Source organism: Actinokineospora spheciospongiae, assembly GCF_003182415.1.
In the GTDB taxonomy this organism is placed as follows: Bacteria; Actinomycetota; Actinomycetes; order Mycobacteriales; family Pseudonocardiaceae; genus Actinokineospora; species Actinokineospora spheciospongiae.
Genome location: NZ_QHCP01000013.1, coordinates 94047 through 117641, shown reverse-complemented (window position 1 = coordinate 117641; position 23595 = coordinate 94047). Strand labels below are relative to the sequence as shown.

Genomic DNA, 23595 nt, shown 5'->3' with positions numbered 1-23595 from the left:
GCTCTGCCGTCGGGTGTGCCATCAGCTGTAGCCGTCGGGCACCGGCAGCTCACCGGTGAGCAGGTGCCTGCCGAGCTCGGTCGCCTTGTAGACGGTGGGGTCGTGCAGGGTGAGGGTGCGGGCGTTGCGCCAGAAGCGGTCCAGCCCGACCCTGGCGGAGGTGGCGCGGGCACCGGTCAGCTCGAAGACCCGGTTCGCGACCTCCACGGCGAGGTCGGCGGTGACCACCTTGGCGGCGGACACGCGCAGGGCCAGCTCACCGCGCGCCCCGGCGGTGAGCGCGGCCCCGGCCAGGTCGGCCTCGGCGAAGGCGGCGGTGGCCGCGTCCACCAGCAGGTCGGCGGCGTCGAGCCGGGCGCTCAGGCCCCCGTAGGCGGCGAGCACGTGCGGGTCCTCGACCGCCCGCTCAACCCCGGCGGCGGGCCAGGCGCGCGACTGGGTGCGGGTGTAGTCGGCCGCGGTCCCCAGCGCGCCACGACCCACGGCGGCCAACACCCGGCTCAACACGAGCTGGAAGCCCAGCGCGGGCAGCGAGTCGCGCGGGGCGGTGGGGGCGTCGTGGGCGGGCTGGGCGCCGAGGACGTCGCGGGCGGGCACGGCGACCCCGCGGAAGTCGACCCCGCCGCTGGCCGACATCCGCTGCCCGAGGTTGTCCCAGTCGCCCAGGTAGCGGATGCCGGGGGCGCCCGCGTCCACGACGAAGGTGAGCTTGCCCCCGGTGGGCGGGTGCACCCCGCTGACCACCAGCCGGTCGGCGACGCTGGCCCCGGTGGCGAAGAACTTCCGCCCGTCGACGGTGAACCCGCCGCCGGGGGCGTCGGTGAGCACCAGGGCGTCGTCGCGCGGGTTGGCCACCCCCGCCCAGAACCACCCGTGCTCGACCGTCGCCCGCACCAGCTCGGCGGCCCGCTCGGGGACGTCGAAGAGCCACAGCCGCCACAGGTGCAGGTAGTGGTAGCCGAGCAGGTGCCCCACGGAGGCGTCGGCGGCGGCGACCTCGGCCAGGACCGCGTGCGCGGTGGCCCAGTCCTGCCCGTGCCCGCCCAGCCCGGCGGGGGCGGTCAGCGCCAGCAGCCCGCTCTCGCGCAGCAGGGCGATCTCCGGCAGCGGCTCGGCCCCCTTGCCCTCCCGCTCCACCGCGTCCCCGGCCAACCGGTCGGCGACACCGCGCGCGACCCCCACCCACCGCTGCCTGCCCATGCCCCACCCCTCCCGGTCCCGGCGCCGCAGTATCGCAACGTCCGCCGCCCCCCGGAACCCGTCGCCGGCATGTGGGACGGACACCACCACCCCGAACCCCACCGGGCGCAGCAACAACCAGCCACAGGCCCGCCTCCAGCCACCCCGAACCCCACCGGCGCAGCGGCCCAACCGGCCACCCCGAGAACCGGCGGCCTGGCGAGCGAACTGCCCGGGTGGGTGGATGTGCTCGGCCAGCCGACCACCCAACAAACCGCCGCCCCGGCTACGGCCCTGCCCGGGTGGGTGGATGTGTTTGGCCGGGGGTGGCGATCATGTGACAGCCTGCCTGGGCGGTGGGGCATCTTTTCAGCCCCACCTGACGCACTGGAGCACATGATCGCCATAGGGGCCCCGGCCAAACACATCCACCCAGCCGGGCACCACCCACAAACAACCGGGCTCGAAAGCCGAGCACATCCACCACCCGAGCACCCCAACGAAGCGCCCTCGGTGACACAGCACCGGTCAACCCCCGAGGCGACGAGGTCGCCCGGACGGCCGAACTTCGAGGGCGAACCGGTTCGCCCGGCGCCCGAACGGAGTACCCGGTTCGGCCGGGACTGATCATCGCCACTAAATTGTGCCGACATGGCGGGTGTTGAGGAGATCCGGGCCGCGATCGCGCAGGCCACCGAGAAGGCGCAGTCCGGCATCGCCGCGATCACCCAGGCCTCGATGCAGCTCGACGAGGCCCAGAGCGCGCTGCTGAACGCGACCCGGGGCAGCACCCGGGCGGAGGCGTCGCAGTCTCAGGCGTTGCTCGCGGAGGCGTTGCAGGCCCTGCGGGGCGTGCAGACGACCATCCAGTCGAGCATCGCCTCGGCGGAGGAGTACGCGGAGCGGCTGTGAGCACCCGGCCGGGACCCCGCGCGCGGTCCCGGCGGCGGCCGAACCCGTGGCGTGGGCGCGGGAGACAATCGACGACTACCGGACGAGGCTGTGGGACATGGCCAGGGGTGAGCGCAGGCGGCGGGTCGACGAGGCGCTGACGGCGTTGCGGACCGTGCTCGGGCACGCGCTGGGCGCCGCCGAGGGCGCGCGGGTGCGCGCGGAGACCCGGCACCGGCAACTGGAGTTCGAGAAGGAGATCCGCCTGCTCGGGCTGGCCGCCGCGGCCACCGACGCGGACCTGGCCCGGCGGATGGCCGAGGACGACGCGCTGCGCGCGGTGTGGGACGGCATCACCGCCCGCCGCGACGCCGGTTACGAGCAGTGGCACCGCGAGGGCCTGGCCCAGGTGCACCGGCTGGTGCTCGACGAGGCCCCGGGGGCCGCGGGCGAGCCGTGGCAGACCTGGCTGGGTCCGGCGGGCACCGACCCGGGCGCGCACGCGCCGCGGCTGTGGCGCATCGGGTCGGCCCTGGTGGAGCACTCCGCGCCGGAGGACGCCTTCCCGCTGGCGGTGCCGCTGCTCGACGTCGGGCACCTGCGGGTCAACACCACCACCGGCAGCAGGCCCGCCGCCGACGCGCTGGTCGAGACCCTGGTGATGCGGCTGGTCAGCGCCTTCGCCCCGGGCCTGGTGCGGCTGCACCTGTGGGACGTGGGGCACCTGACCGGGCCGCTGCCGTCGCTGCACCCGCTGACCGCCGCGGGTGTGATGGTGGTGCACGACCCCACCCGGCTCGACGACCTGCTGGCGCAGCTCGCCGGGCACATCCGCCGGGTGCACGCGCAGTCGCTGCGGGTGCACCAGACGCCGCGGGCGGCCAGCGCCGCGGCGGGCAGGCGGGTGGAGCCGTGGCGGGTGGCGGTGCTGTTCGGCAACGGCGACCCGCTGCCCGACGAGCAGTACCGCGAGCTCAACCGCATCGCCCGCACCGGCCCGGAGGCCGGGGTGCACCTGGTGCTGGTGGACATGCCGATCACGGCGAACTCCCCGGTGGAGACGGTCACCTTCACCGACGCCGAGCGGGCCACGTGCAGCATGACCGGCCCCGGCGTGGTGGTCCGCGCCGACCCGGCGCCGCCGCCCGCGCAGGTCAACCACGCCGCCACCACCATCGCCGCGGACGTGCTGGTGCGCCGGGGTCGCCCGCGCGAGTTCGCCGACCTGTTCCCGGACACCCTGGGCACCGGCAGCTCGGTGGAGGAGCTGCGCACCCCGATCGGCTTCCACGAGGGCGAACCGGTCGAGGTGGTGCTCGGCGACGCCACCCCGCACGCCCTGGTCGCGGGCCCCAGCGGCTCGGGCAAGACGAACCTGCTCTACGCCGTGCTCGGCGGGCTGGCCGCGCGCTACCCGCCGTCGGAGCTGGAGCTGTACCTGCTGGACTTCAAGGAGGGCGTGTCCTTCGCGGGCCTGACCCCGGGCCGCAAGGACCCGTCCTGGCTGCCGCAGGCGCGGCTGGTCGGGGTGAACGTCAACACCGACCGCGAGTTCGGGTTGGCGCTGCTGCGGTTCCTGACCGGGGAACTGGCCAGGCGGGCGGCGGCGGCCAAGCGCCAGGAGGTCACCAAGCTCGCCGAGCTGCGCGAAGCCGACCCGGACGGGCACTGGCCGCGGATCGTCGCGGTCATCGACGAGTTCCAGGCGCTGTTCGGCGGGCGCGACCAGATCACCCAGCAGGCCGCGGCGCTGCTGGAGGACGTGGCCCGCCGCGGTCGCTCGCAGGGCATCCACCTGGTGCTGGCCAGCCAGGACATCGCCGGGATCGAGGCGTTCTGGGGCAAGCCCGCGGTCTACGACCAGTGCACGCTGCGCATCGCCATGCCCAAGGCCAAGCGGGTGCTGGCGCAGGAGAACAACGCCGCGCTGGCGCTGCCGCGCTGGCACGCGGTGGTCAACCACGAGTCGGGGGTGGCGCACGGCAACGAGGTCGCCCACGTCCCCGACGCGTCGAGCCGGGGCACCTTCGACGAGTTGCAGCGCACCCTGTGGGCGCGGATGACCTCGCCGAAACCGCGCCTGTTCGACGGCGCGCACCAGCCGGAACTGGTGCACGCGGCCGACTTCACCGGCCCGCGCGGACCGGTGCTGGGCCAGATCATCGAGGTGGACGACAAGGCGGCGGTGTTCCGGCTGGAACCGGTGCCCGGCCGCAACCTCGCGGTGATCGGCACCGCCACCGCCGACGCCCTGTCGGTGCTGGAGAGCGCCGCGCTGTCGCTGGGCGAACTGCACTCCGCGGGCGAGTGCGAGTTCCACCTGTGGTGCCCGGTGCAGTCGCTGGAGCCCAGGGTGACCGCCGCGGCGGACCGGTTGCGCGCGAAGGGGCACGAGGTGTCGGTGCGCACCGGCGACGACGTCGCCAAGATCACCGAGGAGATCACCAAGCTCGCCGACGTGACCGCCCCGGTGCGGCAGTACGTGTTCTTCTACGCCGTCGACGCCACCGCGCACCTGCTGGAGGCCAAGGAGACACCGCTGGCCAAGAGCGGGTTCGACAAGCTGCGCGAACTGCTCAAGAACGGACCCGCCCGGCACGTGCACACCTTCGGCTGGTGGCGCGGCATGGGCCGGTTCAAGGAAACCCTCGGCTTCGCGGGCATGGACGACATCGGCGGCTGGGTGGCGCTCGACGTGCAGGGCGCGGAGCTCAACACCCTCGCCGCCGGGCAGGTCGTCGACTGGTCGCCGCGACCGCACCGGGCGGTGTTCTTCGACCGCACCACGCACAGCCGCCCCGACGTGCTGATCCCGTTCGACACCACCAGCGCCCTGGAGCTGCCATGACGGCCCCCGACCCGGCGAACCGCTACAAGGCCCTGCTCGGCCTGGCCCACCAGGCCGAGCAGGAGTTCCGCCAGCAGGAATCCGTCCGCGCGGCGAAGCTCGGCGGGGAGCTGTTCGAGGCCGGGCGCGCGGTGGAGGCCACCACCAAGCACGAGGCGGAGGTCGTCCGGGAGGTCACCGCATGGTGGTCGGACGTGACCGCGAAGCTGCTCAGGGTGAGCTGGGCGCACCCCGGCCCGCGCCCCAAACCGGACCCGGCGGGCCACCCCGAACTGCTGGGCGACTACCTCGCCGAGGTGGAACCGAAGACCGAGGCGCTGTTCGCCGCGCTGCGCCGGGCGGTCTGGCCGCGCAAGCTCTGACCCCGGCGGGCAGCGCCCTCAGGAACGGTCTGAGAGGGTGGGCGCGTGACTGATGTGGACTGGGAAGCCCGGCTCGCGGGCACGTGGGCGGAGCTGGACACCCGAGGCGAGGCCGAGTTCCGGGCCCTCATCACGGACCTGACCGAGGAACTGCCCGCCGACGACCCGCGCTCGCCGTTCGAACGGGCCGCGGCGCTGGACTCCACCGGGCACTCCGACCTGGCGGTGCCGCTCTACCGGGACGCGCTGGCGGCGGGGCTGGTCGGGGAGCGCCGTCGGCGGGCGCTGATCCAGCTCGCGAGCTCACTGCGCAACACGGGTGACCCGGCGGCGGGGGTGGCCCTGCTGGAACCCGAGCTGTCGGCGCCGTCGGATCACCTGGACGGTGCGGTGCGGGGGTTCCTGGCGTTGTGCCTGGCCGATGTGGGGCGGGAGCGGGAGGCGGTGGCGGTGGCGTTGGGGGCGTTGGCTCCGCTGCTGCCGCGCTACCAGCGTTCGCTGGCGAACTACGCGCGGGCGCTGGTGTAGTTCAAGCCCGGGGTTTGGTGGGGCGCCCGATCGTTTGTGGGTGGTGCCCGGGTGGGTGGATGTGCTTCGCCGCGCGCTTCGGCTCAGGCCCGGTCGTTTGGTGGGTGGTGCCCGGCTGGGTGGATGTGTTTGGCCGGGGCCCCTATGGCGATCATGTGCTCCAGTGTGACCGGGTGGGGCTGAAAAGATGCCCCACCGCCCAGGCAGGCTGTCACATGATCGCCACCCCCGGCCAAACACATCCACCCACCCGGGCAGGGCCGTAGCCGGGCCGGCGGTTCTCGGGGTGGTCGGCCTGCGTTCAGGACCTCCACCCACCCGGGCAGTTCGCTCGCCGGGCCGGCGGTTTTGGGGGTGGCTGGTCTGCGTTCAGGACCTCCGCCCACCGCGCAGGGGCGTAGCCGGGCCAGCGGTTTTCGGGGTGGTCGGTTGGGCTGCTGCGCCGGTGGGGTTTCGGGTGGCTGGTGGCCGGGGCCGGCGGTTGGCGGGGTGATCGGGTGGCGGGCCAAGCACCTCCACCCAGCCGGGCATCCGCTCGCCGGGCCGGCGGCTTTCGGGGTGGCTGCCTGGTTGTTGCTGCGCCGGTGGGGTTCGGGGGTGGTCCGGTCCGGTCTCTTGTGGTCCGGGCCGGTGGGGTTTGACGGTCCCGCCCCGGGAGCGCTCGGGGTGTTCCCGGGGCGGTGCCGCCGTCCGGCCGGGGGCATCGGCCGGACCAGTGCCGCCGCCGAAGTCGGACACCCCACTGCTACCAGGCGAAACGGTTCGCGGCCAGCCCGTGGCCGGGTCGGGGTCGGGGATAACCCGGTTCAGGTGACAACCGCCCGGTGTGGGCTTGGCCGGTCGGATCGGGCGGTGGGTGCGACGATCGGGGTATGCAGACACGCAGCATCGGAACCGCCACCGTCAGCGCCATCGGCCTGGGGGGCATGCCCCTGTCGGTTTCCGGGAGGCCTGATCGGGACCGGGCCGTGGCCACCATCCGGGCCGCTGTGGAGGCCGGGGTCACCCTCATCGACACCGCTGACGCCTACTCCCTGGACGACAGCGACTTCGGGCACAACGAGGAGTTGATCGCCGAGGTCCTGCGCGGCACCCGGGAGGAGGTGCTGGTTTCCACGAAGGGTGGGCACACCCGGGTCCCGGGGGGTGGCTGGGAGCTGGACGGGCGGCCGGAGCACCTCAAGTCCGCCTGCGAGGCCTCGCTGCGCAGGCTCGGGGTGGAGGCGATCGACCTGTACCACTTCCACCGGCCGGACCCGAAGGTGCCGACCGCCGAATCGGTGGGTGCGCTGGCCGACCTGCTCGACGCCGGGAAGATCCGGATGGCGGCGGTGTCCAACTTCGACCCGGACCAGATCCGGGAGGCGCACGAGGTGCTCGGCGGGCGGCTCTCGGCGGTGCAGAACCAGTACTCGCCCGTGTTCCGCAGCAGCGAGCCGGAGCTGGAGCTGTGCGCGGAGCTGGGGGTGGCCTTCCTGCCCTGGAGCCCGTTGGGCGGCATCGGCAAGGCGGGTGACCTCGGCGGCGGGGCGGAGCCGTTCGCGGCGGTGGCGCGGGCGCGCGGGGTGAGCCCGCAGCAGGTGGCGCTGGCCTGGATGCTGGCGAAGGCGCCGGTCGTGGTGCCGATCCCCGGTTCGTCTCGGCCGGAGAGCATCCGCGACTCCGCTGCCGCCGCCGAGCTGACCCTCACCGGGGCGGAGCTGGCCGACCTGGGGTAGACCGCGCCCTCCTCCGCGCTGCGGTGCCCGGGGCTGTCGTGCCGGGTGCGGTGGGGTGTGCCAGCCTCGGATCATGACCACCCGCACCCGGCTCTACCGCGACGGCAAGCCCGTCGAGGAGGACTTCGCGCTGTGCGACCTGGCCGACCTCCTGGTGGAGCCGGGTCCGGTGGCCTGGGTCGACCTGCACGACCCGGACGACGGGGACTTGGCGCAGCTCGGGGACGTGCTCGGGCTGCACCAGCTCGCCCTGGAGGACGTGCGGGAGAGCAGGCAGCGGCCCAAGGTCGACCACTACAAGAGCCACCTGTTCCTCACCGTCTACAGCACGCGCGTCGGCGAGGACGGTGAGCTGGCCACGGCCGAGCTGGGGTTGTTCGTCACCGGGCGGGCGCTGGTCACCGTGCACGACGGGTTCGACATGGACGACGTGCTGCGCCGCTGGGACACCGCCGACCTGGCCGAGGACCGGGTCGGGGTGCTGCTGCACGGGGTTCTCGACGCCGTGGTGGACGGGCACCTGGAGTCCGCGCTGGCGCTGGAGGAGGACCTGGAGCAACTGGAGGACGCGGTCTTCGAGGAGCGGGTGGGCGACCGCGAGCTGCAGCGCGACACCGTGCGGCTGCGGCGCAGCCTCAGCGGGCTGCGGCGGGTGGTGCAGCCGATGCGCGAGGTGATGGTGGCCCTGTCCCGGGACCGGACGCTGGTGGACGACGACCTGCGGCCCTACTTCGCCGACATCCGCGACCACGTCTCGCACGCGGCGGAGATGACCGACTCGCTGCGCGACCAGTTGACGACCGTGCGGGAGACGCAGCTCAACATCCAGAGCAACCGGCTGAACCTGATCATGAAGAAGGTCACCGGGTGGGCGGCGGTCATCGCCATCCCGACCGCCATCACCGGGTTCTACGGGCAGAACGTGCCGTACCCGGGGGCCGAGCAACCGTGGGGGTTCTGGGTGTCGACCACCGCCATCGTGGTGCTCTCCGGTGGCCTCTACCTCATGTTCAAGCGCCGGGACTGGCTCTGAGGCCGCGTATCCGGCTGACCCGCGGCGGGGTTTCTGGTAGACCGGGGCCGAACGGGGGAAGGGGTGTCCGTGGCTGAGTTCAAGCTGGTGGAGGTCGACCGGGCGGAAGCGCCCGCGGTGTACCTGGTGGTGGGGATACCGGGCAGCGGCAAGACCACGGTGGCCCGGGAGCTGGCCGGGCGGTTCCCGTTGGCCGCGCACATCGAGGTCGACGCGTTGCAGGACATGGTGGTCTCGGGCGGGCGGTGGCCGGGGCCGGAACCGGAGGACGAGGCCGACCGGCAGTTGTTCCTGCGCGCCCGCAACGCGTGCCTGCTCGCCCGCAGCTTCCACGCCGCCGGGGTGGTGCCGGTGGTCGACGACGTCGTGGTGCGGTCGGTGCACCTGGGGTTCTACCGGGAGCACCTGGCCGGGCTGCCGGTGCGCCTGGTCGTGCTGGCCCCCGGCCCGCGGGTCGCGGCCGCGCGGATCGCCGCGCGGGACAAGCAGCTCGCCCACGACTGGGGCTTCCTGGACGCGGTGATGCGGACCGAGCTCGCCGAGCAGGGCCGCTGGATCGACACCTCGGAGCTGGACCCGGACCAGACCGTGGCGCTGGCGCTCGCCGAGCACACCATGTCCACCTAGGACGGGCCGGGCGGGCGCCGTGGGCGCCCGGGTGCGGTTAACCTGGCGGTGGGAAGGCGGTGGAGACGATGTCAGACCCGGCGCGGTGCCCGCTCCCGCCCGAACCCACCACCTACGTCGGCCGGGGCGCGGAGATCGACGCGGCGGCGCGGCTGCTGACCCGCTCCCCCCTGGTCACGCTGACCGGGCCGGGGGGCGTCGGCAAGACCCGGCTGGCGCTGCGGGTGGCCGACCGGGCGCGCGCCGCCTTCCCCGACGGCGCGGTGTTCGTCGGCCTGGCCGAGCTGCGCGAGCCGGAACTGCTGGTCAACACCGTCGCCGACCACCTGGGGCTGGGCAGCCGCTCGGCGAAGCCGCCGATCGAGCTGCTGGTGGAGCAGTTGGCCGGGAGCAGGTTGCTGCTGGTGCTGGACAACTGCGAGCACCTGGTGCAGGCGTGCGCGGAGGTGGTGCACGCCCTGCTGCGCTCCTGCCCGGAGCTGGCCGTGCTGGCCACCAGCAGGCAGTCGCTGGGCGTGGTCGGGGAACGGGTGCTGCCGGTGGGGCCGCTGCCGGTCGACGGGGACGCGGTGGCGCTGTTCACCGACCGGGCGACGGCGGTGGTGCCGTCGTTCACCGTCGACGGGGGCAACCGGGACGACGTGGTGCGGCTGTGCCGGGCGCTGGAGGGGCTGCCGCTGGCGATCGAGCTGGCGGCGGTGCGGCTGCGGTCGCTGTCGGTGCGCCAGCTCGCCGACCGGCTCGACGGGCGGATGACGCTGCTCAGCGACAACCGAGGGCGGCTGCCGGACCGGCACGGCACGATCGCCGCGCTGATCGGCTGGAGCCACGAGCTGTGCACCGACCGGGAGCGGCTGCTGTGGGCGCGGGCGTCGGTGTTCGCGGGCACCTTCGACCTCGACGCCGCCGAACTGGTGTGCGCCGGGCCGGGCCTGGCCGCCACCGACGTGCTGGACGTGGTCGACAGCCTGGTCGACAAGTCGGTGCTGCTGCGCGGGGAGCACGCGGGCACGGTCCGCTACCGGATGCTGGAGATGCTGCGCCACCACGGCGAGGAGCGCGCCCGGGCCGCGGGCGAGCACGACCGCCTGCGCCGCGCGCACCGCGACTGGTGCCTGGGGCTGACCGCCCGGTTCGCCGAGGACTGGTTCGGGCCGAGGCAGCCGGAGTGGGTCGAGCGGTTCCGGCTGGAGCAGCCGAACCTGCGCGCCGCCCTGGATTTCTGCCGCACCGACCCGGCCGAGGCGGTGGTGGGGTTGGGGATGGTGCACGCGGTGAAGGAGCTGTGGGTCGCCCACGGCCTCAACACCGAGGGCCGGATCTGGCTGGACAAGCTGTCGGCGGTGGCCCCGCCGGACGCCCCGGTGCGCGGCAGCGCGTCCTGGATGTACGCCTTCCTCGCCCTGGTGCAGAACGACATCCCCGCCTACGAGCGCGCCCTCGCCGACGCCGCCCGCTCCACCGACGAGACCACCCTGGCCTACGTCGACCACGTCCACGGCTACCAGGCGCTGATCGACGCGGACTTCCCCACCGCCACCGACCTGTTCGACGCCGCCGCCAAGTCCTTCACCACCCTGGGCGACGAGGGCGGCCGGGTCTGGGCCACCCTCAACCACGGCCTGGCCCTGATGCTCGACGGCCACCTGGACGAGGGCCGCCGGGTCCTGCGCGAGAGCGAGGCGGCCTGCGCCGCCCACCAAGAGGTCTTCTGGCGCTCCTGGGCCCTCTGGTCCCGGGGCGCGGGCGAATACGTCCGCGGCGACCTCACCACCGCCGCCGACCTGATCCGCGAACTCCTGCGCCTGCAGGCCCACCTCACCGACCGGGTGCTGACGGCGTTCTCGCTGACCGTGCTCGCGGGCTGCGCCACCCACCTGTCCGACCCGCGCCGCGCCGCCCGCCTGATGGGCGCGGCGAGCACGGTCTGGCGCTCGGTGGGCGCCTCCCCCACCCGGTACCCGTCCTTCACCGGCCCGATCGAACGCGACACGAACCTGGTCATCGCCGCCATCGGCCCCGAGGCCGCGGTGGCCGAGTTCACCGCGGGCGCGGCGCTGTCCACCCGGGAAGCGGTGGCCCACGCCCTGGACGAGCACGAACGCGCCACCCCACCCCTGGCGGTGCTGACCCCCCGGGAGACCGAGATCGCCGCCCTGGTCGCCGAGGGCCTGACCAACCGCCAGATCGCCGAACGCCTGGTCATCGCGATCCGCACCGCCGACACCCACGTCGAGCACATCCTGACCAAACTGGACTTCAACACCCGCGCCCAGATCGCGGCCTGGTTCGTCCGCTCGGGCCACCCCGGAACCCGCGGGCCCGACGCCCCACCACCCCGGTAGCCGCCGACCAGCCGCTCGGACACGCCGGGACCACCGGAACACCCGGTCCCCGGCACGGCCGGACGAACGTCAGGCGTCGCGGACCTCGGCGTAGCGGGCGCGCACGTGGGGTGTGGGGTCCGCCTCGTACAGCGACGTCCGCGCGCTCCCCCACCGCGGCGGTTCCGCTTCGCCGGTGAGGGTCCAGGCGGCTTGGCGGGCGGCGCCTTCCGCGGCGTACTCGGCTGGTTCGGGGACGAGGACCGGGCGGCCGAAGATGCCGGGGGCGATGGCGCGCAGGGCGGCGGAGCGGGCGCCGCCGCCGACCAGGACGACGCGGTCGGCGCGGACGCCCGCGGTGGTGAGGGCGTCGAGGCCGTCGGCGAGGCCGCAGAGGACGCCTTCGACGGCGGCCCGGGCCAGGTGGGCGGGGGTGCTGGTGGCGAGGGTGAGGCCGTGGACGCTGCCGGTGGCGTCCGGGCGGTTGGGGGTGCGTTCGCCTTCCAGGTACGGGAGGAACACGACGCCGTCGGCGCCGGGTGGGGCGGACAGGGCCAACTCGCTGAGCCGGTCCAGGTCGACCGAGAGGATTTCGCGGGTGGCGGTGAGGACGCGGGCGGCGTTGAGGGTGCAGACCAGGGGGAGGTGGCGGCCGGTGGCGTCGGCGAAGCCCGCGATGGTGCCGGTCTCGTCGGCGGTGGGGGTGTCGCTGACGGCGAAGACCGTGCCGGAGGTGCCGATGGAGACGACCACGTCGCCCGGTTCGGCGCCGACGCCGAGGGCGACGGCGGCGTTGTCGCCGGTGCCGGGGCCGAGGCGGACGGGGCCCGCGGTGCCGACCTGTTCGGCCGGTCCGGCGACCCGGGGCAGGTGGGCGCCGTGGCCGAGGGCGCGGGTCAGGTGCTCGGGCAGGTAGGTGCCGGTGCGGGTGGCGTAGTAGCCGGTGCCGCTGGCGTCGCCGCGGTCGGTGGTGAGGGTGTCGAGGTCAGCGTGGTCGGCACCGCCCGCGAGGCGCCAGGTCAGCCAGTCGTGCGGGAGGGCGACCGCGGCGACCCTGGCGGCGTTGTCCGGCTCGTGCTCGGCGAGCCAGCGCAGCTTGGTGACGGTGAACGACGCCGTGGGCACGGTGCCGACGGCGTCCGCCCACGCCTTCGGCCCGCCCAGTTCGGCGATCAGGTCGGCCGCCGCCCGGGCCGAGCGGGTGTCGTTCCACAGCAGCGCGTCGCGGATGACCGCGCCGGTGTCGTCGAGGGCGACCATGCCGTGCTGCTGCCCGCCGACCGACAGGGCGGCCACGTCGTCCAGGCCGCCCGCCCGCTCGATCGCCAGGGCCAGCGCCGACCACCAGTGCCGGGGGTCCACTTCGGACCCGTCGGGGTGGGCGGCGCTGCCCGAGCGCACCGCGGTGCCGTCCTCGGCGTCGCGGACGACGACCTTGCAGGACTGGGTGGAGGAGTCGACGCCCGCGACCAGGGTCCTCATCCCCGGGCGCCCATGAGGTGCTCCATCGCCAGTTGGGCGAGCGCGACGAACCCGTAGCCGCGCTCCCCGGCCTTGTCGGCGTCGAAGTCCTCGAAGGCGGACCGGTCGGCCAGCAGGTCGGCGGTGGTCTCACCGGCGGCCAGGGTCGGCCGGGTCAGCTCGTCCACCCCGGACACCGCCAGCGCCGCGCGCACCTCCGGGTCGGCCCGGAACGCCGCCGCCCGCTCCTTGAGCAGCAGGTACATCCGCATGTTCGCCGCCGCCGACGCCCACACCCCGGTCATGTCCTCGGTGCGGGTCGGCTTGTAGTCGAAGTGCCTCGGCCCGGTGTACCCGGCGGACTCCAGCAGGTCGACGAGGAAGAACGCCGAGACCAGGTCGCCGTGGCCGAAGACCATGTCCTGGTCGTAGCGCGGGCCCTTCTGGCCGTTGAGGTCGAGGTGGAACAGCTTGCCCGCCCACAGCGCCTGCGCCGCGCCGTGCACGAAGTCCAGCCCGGCCATCTGCTCGTGCCCGACCTCGGGGTTCACCCCGACGATGTCGCCGTGCTCCAGTTCGGCGATGAACGCCAGCGCGTGCCCGATGGTGGGCAGCAGGATGTCGCCGCGCGGCTCGTTCGGCTTGGGTTCCAGGGCCAGCCGCAGGTCGTAGCCCTGGTCCTTGACGTACCCGGCGACGGTGTCGATGCCCTCCCGGTAGCGGTCGAGGGCGACCCGGAAGTCCTTGGCGGCGTCGGTCTCGGAGCCCTCGCGGCCACCCCAGAGCACGAAGGTCCGCGCGCCCAGCTCGGCGGCCAGGTCGACGTTGCGCAGCGCCTTGCGCAGCGCGAAGCGGCGGACCGAGCGGTCGTTGCTGGTGAACGCGCCGTCCTTGAACACCGGGTGGCCGAACAGGTTCGTGGTGACCATCGGCGCGACCATGCCGGTCTCGTCGAGCGCGGCCCGGAACCGGGCGACGTGCGCGTCGCGGGCGGCGGTGTCGGAGCCGAAGGGGATGAGGTCGTCGTCGTGGAAGGTGATGCCCCACGCGCCGAGTTCGGCCAGCCGGTGCACGGCCTCGACCGGGTCGAGCTCGGGCCGGGTCGCCGAACCGAACGGGTCGGCCGCCCGCCAGCCGACCGTCCAGAGGCCGAAGCTGAACCTGTCGTCCGGGCTGGGTGTTGGCATCGTCGCCTCCGATGGCAGTATTCGTTCAGTCGCTGAACTTAAATCGGGGTTCGGCGTCCGTCAAGCGCGGGAGGTCCCGGGGTGCGCCCAGCAGGTCAGCTCGACGTGCGCAGGCACAACAGCGCCCTGCTGCTCGCCGCCGTCACCGCCAACCCGGGCTGCTCCCGCGCGGGCCTGGCCGCGATGACCGGCCTGGCCAAGGCCACGGTGTCCAGCCTGGTCGACCACCTGGTCGCGGGCGGGCTGGTCGCCGAGACGGGCCCGGTCGAGCGGACCGGCCGCGGTCGCACCGGCACCGGGCTGGCCCTGTCGGCCACCGGCCCGCACGGGGTGGGGGTGGCCGTCGGCGTCGACCACGTGACGGCCTGCCTGGTCGACCCGCTCGGCGGTGTCCGCGCCCGCCGGGTGCGCTCCGGCGACAACCGCGGCCGGGCCCCGGAGCAGGTGCTGGCGGTCGTCACCCGGGTTGTCCGGTCCCTGGCCGGGCAGGGGGTGCCGGTGGGCGGGGTGGGCGTCGCGGTGCCCGGCCTGGTCCGCGGCGGCGTGCTGCTCTCCGCGCCGAACCTGGACTGGTCCGAAGTGGACATCGCGCTGGACGTCGGCGTGCCGGTCACCGTCGCCAACGAGGCCAACGCGGCGGCCCTGGCCGAACTGCGCCCCGACGGCCCCCGCGACTACGTCCTCGTCTCCGGCGAGGTCGGCGTCGGCGCGGGCATCGTCCGCGACGGCGCCCTGCTGACCGGGGTCCACGGCTTCGCGGGCGAACTGGGCCACCTCTGCGTCGACCCCACCGGCCCCCGCTGCGGCTGCGGGGCCCGCGGCTGCCTGGAGACCTACGCGGGCACGGCCGCGCTGCCCACCCGCCAGGCGGCGGCGGACGGCGACCCGGAAGCGTTGTCGGCGCTGGAAAGCGCGGGCACCCGCCTGGGCCAGGCCCTGTCCGGGTTGGTCAACCTGCTGGACATCCCGACGATCGTGCTCGGCGGGGACCACGCCCGCCTCGCCCCCTGGCTGCTCGGCCCACTGCGCGCGGAACTGGCCCGCCGGGTGATCGGCGCGCGCTGGTCCCCGCCCACGGTGGTCGCGTCCACCCTCGGCCGCGAGGCGGCGGCCCTGGGCGTGGCCAGGGCCGCCGTCGACCACATCCGCGCGGACCCCGATTCCTACCTGCGGGGCGCCGGTCAGGCGCTGTGACCCTTGGGCAGGGCGGGAGTGGCGACGATCGTCCCGGCCCATTCCGACCACGGTCGCACCGGGCGCAGGCGCCCTCCCGCGTTGGCAGACACCGGAGCGCCTGCGGGAGCCGGGCCACGCCGCGGTGCGCGCCGCCCACTGGCCGCTCTGCGGTCCGATCGACGAACACGCCGCACCCTGGATGTGGTTGCCGCGCCGAACCCGCCGGTGGAGCGACCTAGTCCTGGTCGGCGCGGGGCGCGGGGAGGTTGCGCGCGTCGCGGGCGCGGCGGCGGAACTCCTCGACCAGGTGGTCGTTGGCGTCGTGGTCGTTGGCGTCGGCGTTGGCGAGGAAGTACCCCAGCAACGCGCGGGCGGCGTCTTGCCGGTCCAGGATCACCGGGTCCTGGGTCGATTCGACGACCCCCTCGGTGTGCTCGCAGTCGAACATGCGCTCCCCCATCCGTGTACGGGTCCAGCATCTCGAGTGGACGCCACGGAGGGGTCACGAAAGGGTGAACAAGACTGCTGAATTCAGTTACTTCCGGTTCACGTACCCCATCCTGCAGCAGTGCGGCCACCCTAATGGCCTAGCACACGAGGCGCCAGTCGACACTTACCGTTGCGAATCCCCTTCAGGTTCCCGCATGCAGCGCGATCGCGTCCCCGGCGCCCACCGTTGCGGTGAAAGTACCGTCGGATGCGATGGTGTAGCGCGTGGTGCACCCGGCGCCCGGTTCTGCATGTTGCACGTCGCAATAGGATGCCGCGGGGAGCGAGGTCTGGAACACCCGGGTCAGCGGTGCCCCCTCGCGGTTGATCACCACGTAGCCCTTCGAGCCGCGGCCGAAGGCGATCGCGTTGGCGCCGTTGGACCACCACCGCGTCACCGGCTGCCCGGCGACCGCGTTGCGGAACCCGACCATGTTCGCGATCTGCCGCCACAGGTGCTGGCACCGCCACCCGTCGGCGAAGCAGGCGTTCACCGCGCCGCCGTTGGGCGGTCCGTCGTCGGTGGAGCCGAAGCTGTAGCCCGAGTACACGTTCGGCGACCCGTACGGCCACGCCAGCATGAACACGTTGGCCAGCGTGTAGGTCGACCCGTACCGCTCGTTCAGCGTCGACCCGTTGCGCTCGGTGTCCCAGTTGTCCACGAACGACCGGGCCTTGGCCGAGGGCACGAACCCCCACGCCTCGCCGAACTGGCTCAGGTCCGCCAACTTCCCGCCGCTGAACACCGACTTGAGGCTCGTGGCGTAGCGGAACTCGTCGACGTCGCCGATCGACAGGTACTCCGAGGGTTGCACTGCCTCGCCCGCGCCGTGGATGACCTCCTGCACCCAGTACTTCGACGGGTCGGTCAGCCGGGACTTGATCGCCGCGACGTCGGCGGCGGCCATGTGCTTCGCCGCGTCCACGCGGAAACCGTCGACCCCGAGCGACGACAGGTCGTTGAGGTACGCGGCGATGGCGCCGCGCACGTAGTCGTTGCCGGTGTCCAGATCGGACAGGTTGACCAGCTCGCAGTTCTGCACGTTGTAGCGGTCGCCGTAGTTGGTGATCGGCTGGCGGCAGGAGTGGAAGTCCTGGTTCTGGTAGTACCCGGGGTAGTTGTACTTGCTGTAGGACGTGCCGCCGGTGCCGGTGCCCGAACCCGCCGACATGTGGTTGACCACCGCGTCCGCGACGACGCGCACCCCCGCCGCGTGGCAGGTGTCGACCATGTTCTTGAATGCGGCCCGGTCGCCGAGCCGCCCGGCGATGCGGTAGCTGACCGGCTGGTAGGAGGTCCACCACTGCGGGCCCCGGATGTGCTCGGTGGCGGGTGAGACCTCCACGTACCCGTACCCCTCCGGGCCGAGGACGTCGCGGCACTCGCGCGCCACGGAGTCGTAGCGCCACTCGAACAGGGTGGCGGTGACGTCCTTGGCGCCCGGTGGCGCGGCCCCGGCCGGGGCCGCCGGGGCGACGACACCGACGGAGAGGACGGCCAGGGCGGCGAGCAGCGGGCGCAGGGTCGAGACCACGGTGTCTCCTCGTCGGTCGGCTTCGCGGGAGCGGCGGGACACGACTGGAACTTTCTGAAACCCAGCATCGGGACGGTGGGCACGGCCGTCAAGCCCCCGAGCGGCGCTGCCAGTTCCCAGAGTTGCGGTGTGTCGGGAACCACCGGGATGCGGGGAAGAGCGGGGGCTTGCCACAAAGTTGCTGAATCGGGTTGCAAGCCCTTTCGAGTCGTCGTTCCCCGCTGCTAGCGTCGATCCCGGACCTGAGCAACCGGGAGGGGTGCCATGGCTGGGGACTGGTGGCGGGACGCGGTCATCTACCAGGTGTACGTGCGCAGCTTCGCCGACGGCAACGGCGACGGGATCGGCGACCTGCCGGGCATCCGGTCGCGGCTGCCGTACCTGGCGGGCCTGGGCGTCGACGCGCTGTGGATCACCCCGTTCTACACCTCGCCGATGGCCGACGGCGGCTACGACGTCGCCGACTACCGCGACGTCGACCCGACCCTGGGCACCCTGGACGACGCGCGCGGGCTGGTGCGGGCCGCGCACGAGCAGGGCCTCAAGGTCATCGTCGACATCGTCCCCAACCACACCTCGTCGCGGCACGAGTGGTTCCGGCAGGCCCTGCAGAGCGCGCCGGGCTCCCCCGAGCGCGACCGCTACCTCTTCCGCGAGGGCACCGGCGACGCGCCGCCCAACGACTGGGAGTCGGTCTTCGGCGGCGGGGCGTGGACCCGGCTGCCCGACGGCCAGTGGTACCTGCACCTGTTCGACCCCACCCAGCCGGACCTGAACTGGGCCAACCCGCAGGTGCGCGACGAGTTCCACGACGTGCTGCGGTTCTGGCTCGACCTGGGCGTCGACGGCTTCCGCATCGACGTGGCGCACGGCATGGTCAAGCAGGACGGGTTCCCCGACGTCGGCGCCCAGGAGCAGCACAAGCTCCTGGAGACCCGCCCGCTGCCGTACTTCGACCAGGACGGCGTGCACGAGATCTACCGCGAGTGGCGCAAGGTCCTCGACACCTACGACCCGCCGCGCATCGGGGTCGCCGAGGCGTGGACGGCCACCGCCGAGCGGCTCGCCCGCTACCTGCGCCCGGACGAACTGCACCAGGCGTTCAACTTCCACTACCTGACGACCGGCTGGGAGGCGCGGGCCCTGCGCGAGGTCGTCGACCACTCGCTGACCGCCATCCCGGCCGTGGGCGCCCCCGCCACCTGGGTGCTGTCCAACCACGACGTGCACCGGCACGCCACCCGCTACGGCGGCGGCCCGGCGGGGGTCCGCCGGGCCCGCGCGGCGATCCTGCTCATGCTGGCGCTGCCCGGTTCGGTCTACCTCTACCAGGGCGAGGAACTGGGCCTGGAGGAAGTGCTGGACTTGCCCGAGGAGGTGTTGCAGGACCCGATGTGGGAGCGCTCCGGGCACACCGACCGCGGCCGCGACGGCTGCCGGGTGCCGATCCCGTGGACCCGGGGCGGCAGCGCGCTCGGCTTCGGCGCGGACGGCTCGACCCCGTGGCTGCCGCAGCCGGAGGCGTGGTCCGAGCTGTCGGTCGAGGCGCAGACCGGCGTGGAGGGCTCCACCCTGGAGCTGTACCGCGGCGCCCTGCACACCCGCCGCGAACACCCCGCCCTGGGCGCGGGCGACGCGGTGGACTGGCAGGACAGCGAACCGGAGGTGCTGTGGTTCTCCCGCACGGCGGCCGGTCGCACCCTGCACTGCGCGGTCAACCTCGGCCCCGAACCGGCCCGGCTGCCCGCCGGGACCGTGCTGCTGGCCTCGGACGAGTACGAAGTGGACGGTTCGGACACCCTGCTGCCGACCGACACCTCGGTGTGGTGGGAAGCCTGACGTGCCAACACCCCCCGCGTCCGGGTCCACCGCGCGGCTGAGCGACATCGCCGCGCAGGCCGGGGTCAGCGAGGCCACGGTCAGCCGGGTGCTCAACGGCAAGGCGGGCGTGTCCACCACGACCCGCCAGACCGTGCTGGCCGCCCTCGACACCCTCGGCTACGAACGCCCCGCCCGCCTCCAGGCCCGCAGCGCGGGCCTCATCGGCCTGATCACCCCGGAACTGAGCAACCCCATCTTCCCGGCGTTCGCCCAGGTGATCGAACAGGTCCTGACCCGCGACGGCTACACCCCGGTCCTGTGCACGCAGAGCCCCGGCGGCTCCACCGAGGACGAACTGACCAACACCCTGGTCGACCGGGGCGTCAACGGCATCATCTACGTCTCCGGCCTGCACGCGGACTCCACCGCCGACATGGACCGCTACGTCAAGCTGGCGGGCCGGGGCGTCCCCTTCGTGATGATCAACGGCTACACCGAACGCGTCTCGGCCCCCTTCGTCTCCACCGACGACCGCTCGGCCATGAGGCTGGCGGTGCAACACCTGGTGGAACTGGGCCACGAACGCATCGGCCTGGCCGTGGGCCCCCGCCGCTACGTCCCGGTCGTCCGCAAGATCGAGGGCTTCGTCCAGCACATGCGCACCGCCCTCCCCCTGTCGGCGGAGCAGGCGGAGGGCTTCATCCAACACTCCCTGTTCACCGTCGAGGGCGGCCAAGCGGCGGCCAACGCCCTCATCGACCGCGACTGCACGGCGATCATCTGCGGCAGCGACCTGATGGCCTTCGGCGCCATCCGAGCCGCCCGCCAACGCGGCCTCGCCGTCCCCAGGGACATCTCGGTGGTCGGCTTCGACGACTCCCCCCTGATCGTCTTCGCCGACCCCCCGCTGACCACGCTGCGCCAACCGGTCGACGCGATGGGCCAGGCGGCGGTGAACGCCCTGCTGGAGGAGGTCACCGGCAACCCGGCCCCGCACGCGGAGTACGTGTTCATGCCGGAACTGGTCGTACGCGGCTCCACCGCCGCCGCCCGCCACCCGGGCTGACCGCCACAGGCCACCCGACAAACCGCAGGCCCGGCGAACGAATGCCCGGTGGGCGGATGCGCTTGGCGGTCAGCCAGCCACCCCCGCAACCGCCGGCCCGGCGAGCGAACTGCCCGGGTGGGTGGAGGTCCTGAACGCAGGCCGACCACCCGAGAACCGGCGGCCCGGCCAAGCAACTGCCCGGGTGGGTGGAGGTCCTGAACGCAGGCCGACCACCCCGAAACCGCCGGCCCGGCCACAAAATGCCCGGGTGGGTGGATGTGTTTGGCCGGGGGTGGCGATCATGTGACAGCCTGCCTGGGCGGTGGGGCATCTTTTCAGCCCCACCTGACGCACTGGAGCACATGATCGCCATAGGGGCCCCGGCCAAACACATCCACCCAGCCGGGCACCACCCACCAAACAACCGGGCCTGAGCCGAAGCTCGCGGCGAAGCACATCCACCCACCCGGGCACCAGCCACACAAAGACCGGGCTCTGAAACCAGAGCACATCCACCCACCCGGGCACCCCGGCAAAAGACCGGCGCTTTACAAACACAGACACGGCGCACCAACAGCCGCAGCGCGTAAAGCACCGGACGCCCCGCGGGCCCTGAGTCCGCGGGGCGTCCGGCACCACACATCAAACCAGGCGAGCGCCACTGCGCGGGTCGAACAGGTGCAACTCGCCCGCATCGCGGACGGTCACCGTCACCGTCTGCCCCAGCGCGGGCGGCGTGCGCCCGTCGACCCGCATCACCAACCGGTCCCCGCCCTCCCCGGCGATGGACCCGTGCACCAGCGCGTCCGCCCCCAACTCCTCGACCAGCTCAACCACCAGCTCGAACCCACCGTCGCTGCCCGAGGGAACCAGCCCCAGCGACTCCGGCCGAACACCCAGCGTGACCTCCGACAGACCGGCGTCACCAATGGCCTTGATCGTCTCCCGGGGCAGCGGAACCGCCAGCCCACCCAGCAGAACCGCGTCCCCCTCCACCCGAGCGGTGTGCAGGTTCATCGCGGGCGACCCGATGAACCCCGCGACAAAAGCGTTCTGCGGCCGGTCGTACAAAGCGCGCGGAGTGTCACACTGCTGCAACAACCCATCCTTGAGCACCGCCACCCGATGCCCCATCGTCATCGCCTCAACCTGATCATGCGTCACATAGATCGTCGTCGTCCCCAACCGCCGCTGCAACGCGGCAATGTTCGCCCGCGTCTCCACCCGCAACTTCGCATCCAAGTTCGACAACGGCTCATCCATCAAGAACACCGCCGGATCACGCACGATCGCCCGCCCCATCGCCACCCGCTGCCGCTGCCCACCCGACAACGCCTTCGGCTTCCGAGCCAGATACTTCTCCAAGTCAAGCAACCTGGCAGCTTCCTGCACCTTGGTCTCGATCTCCGACTTCGCCAACCCCTGCAACTTCAGCGCGAACCCCATGTTCTGCGCCACCGTCATATGCGGGTACAACGCATACGACTGAAACACCATCGCGATATCCCGCCCCTTCGGCGGCACATTGGTCACATCCCGATCACCGATGCGGATGACGCCCTCGTTGACGTCCTCCAGGCCCGCCAACATCCGCAGGGCGGTGGACTTGCCGGAACCGGACGGGCCGACCAGGACCAGGAACTCCCCGTCGGCGACCTCCAGGTCGAGGCCGTCGACCGCCTTCACCGGGGGCGATCCCGGGTAGATCCTCGACGCTGCCTCGTAACGCACCTCGGCCATCTCGCGTCATCCTTCATCAGCTCGGCGATGGGGTGCCCGGCGGCGGCCGCGATCGCGACACCGCGCCGGGGTCGCCCCAGGATGCCGGAAACCCCTGTGCCGCACCAGGGGAACCTGCAAGGCTTTCCGCAATTCCATGACGGAGGCGTCACGGTTCCAGTCTCGAAACGGTAACGACGAACCCATGTGCGTTCCCTTGGCGGCAACTTGCGTGAACAGTCCGCTTAACACTGAGCGGGGCCCGGCGTCGATCGGCGCACGCGCGCCCCGGAGTCGAATCACCTGTGGAGGCGTCGTGGTAACGCAAGGTCGTGTCGCACGCGGTGCCGCATTAGCGGCCGCCCTGGTCCTGGGCGTCAGCGCGTGCGGGTCGTCGGATTCCGGTTCGTCCCCCAGTTCCGGGTCGACCCCGGCGGCCCTGGAGGGCGTCGGTCCGATCACCCTGGTGACGGGCAAGGACTTCTCCGGCAACCTGCAGAACCAGGTCGACACCTGGAACCAGCAGCACCCGGACCAGATCGTGAAGGTCATCGAGCTGCCCGAGGACGCCGACGCGCAGCGCCAGCAGATGGTGCAGAACGCGACGACGAAGTCCGACGCGTACACCGTGCTCAACCTCGACGTCATCTGGACCGCGGAGTTCGCGGCCAACCAGTGGGTCACCCAGCTTCCCGAGTCGGAGCTGCCGCTGGACAAGCTGCTGCCCGCCACCGTCGAGACCGGCAAGTACTTCAACAAGCTCTACGCGGTGCCGACCACCTCCGACGGCGGCCTGCTGTACTACCGCAAGGACCTGCTCGACGCGGCGGGCGTGAAGCCGCCGACCACGTGGGCGGAGATGAAGGCGGCCTGCGACAAGGTCCTGCCGACCGCGCCCGGGACCTCCTGCTACGCCGGGCAGTTCGAGAAGTACGAGGGCCTGACGGTCAACTTCTCCGAGGCGGTCAACTCCGCGGGCGGTGTCGTCGTCGGTGACGACGGCAAGCCGAACGTCAACACCCCGGAGGCCAAGAAGGGCCTGGACTTCCTCGTCGAGGGCATCAAGTCCGGCCAGATCAGCCAGAAGGCGCGCACCTTCAAGGAGGAGGAGGGCCGCCGCGCCTTCCAGGCCGGTGAGCTGCTGTTCCAGCGCCAGTGGCCGTACCAGTACGCCAAGGCCAACGCGACCGACGGTTCCTCGCAGGTGGCGGGCAAGTTCGCCGTCGCCCCGCTGCCCGGCCTCGACGGCCCCGGCGCCTCGACCCTGGGCGGGCACAACTACGCCATCTCCAGCTTCGCCAAGAACAAGAAGACCGCGCTGGACTTCATCAAGTACTCGATCGACGAGAAGCAGCAGCGCGACAACCTGGAGAAGACCTCGCAGGCGCCGACCTGGGCCTCCCTGTACGACGAGCAGGCCCTGATCGCGCAGTTCCCGTACCTGACCGAGCTGAAGAAGAGCATCGAGGCGGCCAAGAAGCGCCCCGCGGTGGTCAAGTACCAGGAGGTGTCCTCGGCGATCCAGCAGGCCGCCTACGACGCCATGGGCGGCACCACGACCAGTGAGGACGCGCTCAAGAAGTTGCAGTCCAAGCTGGAAGAGCTGACCAAGCAGTAGTCGCGCGGCACGGGGCCTCGGCGGATCAGCC

Annotated in this window: 18 protein-coding genes; 12 read left to right on the top strand and 6 right to left on the bottom strand. The window is 72.8% G+C overall.

The features are described from left to right. Window positions 1-21: 21 nt before the first annotated feature. Window positions 22-1200 carry an acyl-CoA dehydrogenase family protein gene (locus DFQ13_RS27725; RefSeq protein ID WP_110081911.1) on the bottom strand — a complete coding sequence of 393 codons (1179 nt, stop codon included), beginning with the start codon at window positions 1198-1200 and terminating at the stop codon, window positions 22-24. Between the two features lie 630 nt (window positions 1201-1830). Between DFQ13_RS27725 and DFQ13_RS27720 the strand changes: the two genes are divergently transcribed. The 8 genes from DFQ13_RS27720 to DFQ13_RS27685 all read left to right on the top strand — a co-directional run bounded on the left by DFQ13_RS27720 (window position 1831) and on the right by DFQ13_RS27685 (window position 11531). Then, a complete protein-coding gene (locus DFQ13_RS27720; RefSeq protein ID WP_110081910.1) occupies window positions 1831-2091 on the top strand; it encodes a hypothetical protein in 261 nt (86 codons plus the stop codon). 97 nt (window positions 2092-2188) lie between these two features. Continuing rightward, window positions 2189-4918, top strand: coding sequence for an FtsK/SpoIIIE domain-containing protein (locus tag DFQ13_RS27715; RefSeq protein WP_110081909.1), 2730 nt, complete (start codon window positions 2189-2191; stop codon window positions 4916-4918). Next, a complete protein-coding gene (locus tag DFQ13_RS27710) occupies window positions 4915-5280 on the top strand; it encodes a hypothetical protein (RefSeq protein ID WP_035278410.1) in 366 nt (121 codons plus the stop codon). Before DFQ13_RS27715 ends, DFQ13_RS27710 begins: the two co-directional genes overlap by 4 nt. 45 nt (window positions 5281-5325) lie before the next feature. Next, a complete protein-coding gene (locus DFQ13_RS27705) occupies window positions 5326-5808 on the top strand; it encodes a tetratricopeptide repeat protein (RefSeq protein ID WP_035278412.1) in 483 nt (160 codons plus the stop codon). A gap of 872 nt (window positions 5809-6680) precedes the next feature. Then, window positions 6681-7526, top strand: coding sequence for an aldo/keto reductase (locus tag DFQ13_RS27700; protein WP_110081908.1), 846 nt, complete (start codon window positions 6681-6683; stop codon window positions 7524-7526). A gap of 73 nt (window positions 7527-7599) precedes the next feature. After that, entirely contained in the window at window positions 7600-8559 is a 960-nt protein-coding gene (locus DFQ13_RS27695) for a magnesium transporter CorA family protein (protein WP_110081907.1), read from the top strand. A 69-nt stretch (window positions 8560-8628) separates the two neighbouring features. After that, entirely contained in the window at window positions 8629-9186 is a 558-nt protein-coding gene (locus DFQ13_RS27690) for an AAA family ATPase (RefSeq protein WP_219994678.1), read from the top strand. A 68-nt stretch (window positions 9187-9254) separates the two neighbouring features. After that, complete coding sequence (locus tag DFQ13_RS27685) at window positions 9255-11531, top strand: ATP-binding protein (RefSeq protein ID WP_110081906.1); 2277 nt, start codon at window positions 9255-9257, stop codon at window positions 11529-11531. Between the two features lie 69 nt (window positions 11532-11600). Here the strand turns inward: DFQ13_RS27685 and xylB are convergent, their stop codons facing one another. After that, a complete protein-coding gene (xylB, locus tag DFQ13_RS27680; protein WP_110081905.1) occupies window positions 11601-12992 on the bottom strand; it encodes a xylulokinase in 1392 nt (463 codons plus the stop codon). Beyond that, window positions 12989-14158, bottom strand: coding sequence for a xylose isomerase (gene xylA / locus DFQ13_RS27675; RefSeq protein ID WP_110081904.1), 1170 nt, complete (start codon window positions 14156-14158; stop codon window positions 12989-12991). The genes xylB and xylA overlap by 4 nt, the downstream gene beginning before the upstream one ends. A gap of 81 nt (window positions 14159-14239) precedes the next feature. Between xylA and DFQ13_RS27670 the strand changes: the two genes are divergently transcribed. Further along, complete coding sequence (locus DFQ13_RS27670) at window positions 14240-15352, top strand: ROK family transcriptional regulator (protein ID WP_233438602.1); 1113 nt, start codon at window positions 14240-14242, stop codon at window positions 15350-15352. Window positions 15353-15569: 217 nt separating this feature from the next. Here the strand turns inward: DFQ13_RS27670 and DFQ13_RS27665 are convergent, their stop codons facing one another. Beyond that, entirely contained in the window at window positions 15570-15794 is a 225-nt protein-coding gene (locus DFQ13_RS27665) for a hypothetical protein (RefSeq protein ID WP_146241374.1), read from the bottom strand. A gap of 172 nt (window positions 15795-15966) precedes the next feature. Next, window positions 15967-17358, bottom strand: a complete 1392-nt coding sequence (locus DFQ13_RS27660) for an alpha-amylase (RefSeq protein WP_110081901.1) — start codon at window positions 17356-17358, stop codon at window positions 15967-15969. Between the two features lie 264 nt (window positions 17359-17622). On the opposite strand from DFQ13_RS27660, the gene DFQ13_RS27655 reads away from it, so the two are divergent. After that, window positions 17623-19197 (top strand): glycoside hydrolase family 13 protein, encoded by a 1575-nt coding sequence (locus DFQ13_RS27655; RefSeq protein WP_110081900.1) that lies wholly within the window; start codon window positions 17623-17625, stop codon window positions 19195-19197. Between the two features lies 1 nt (window position 19198). Beyond that, the gene (locus DFQ13_RS27650) at window positions 19199-20245 is read left to right on the top strand and encodes a LacI family DNA-binding transcriptional regulator (protein ID WP_110081899.1); all 1047 of its coding nucleotides are present in this window, start codon (window positions 19199-19201) and stop codon (window positions 20243-20245) included. Window positions 20246-20869: 624 nt separating this feature from the next. Here the strand turns inward: DFQ13_RS27650 and DFQ13_RS27645 are convergent. After that, window positions 20870-21967: an ABC transporter ATP-binding protein gene (locus tag DFQ13_RS27645; RefSeq protein ID WP_110081898.1), complete on the bottom strand. Its 1098-nt coding sequence runs from the start codon at window positions 21965-21967 to the stop codon at window positions 20870-20872. 445 nt (window positions 21968-22412) lie between these two features. On the opposite strand from DFQ13_RS27645, the gene DFQ13_RS27640 reads away from it, so the two are divergent. Next, window positions 22413-23564 carry an ABC transporter substrate-binding protein gene (locus DFQ13_RS27640; protein ID WP_233427900.1) on the top strand — a complete coding sequence of 384 codons (1152 nt, stop codon included), beginning with the start codon at window positions 22413-22415 and terminating at the stop codon, window positions 23562-23564. The last annotated feature ends 31 nt before the right edge of the window (window positions 23565-23595 follow it).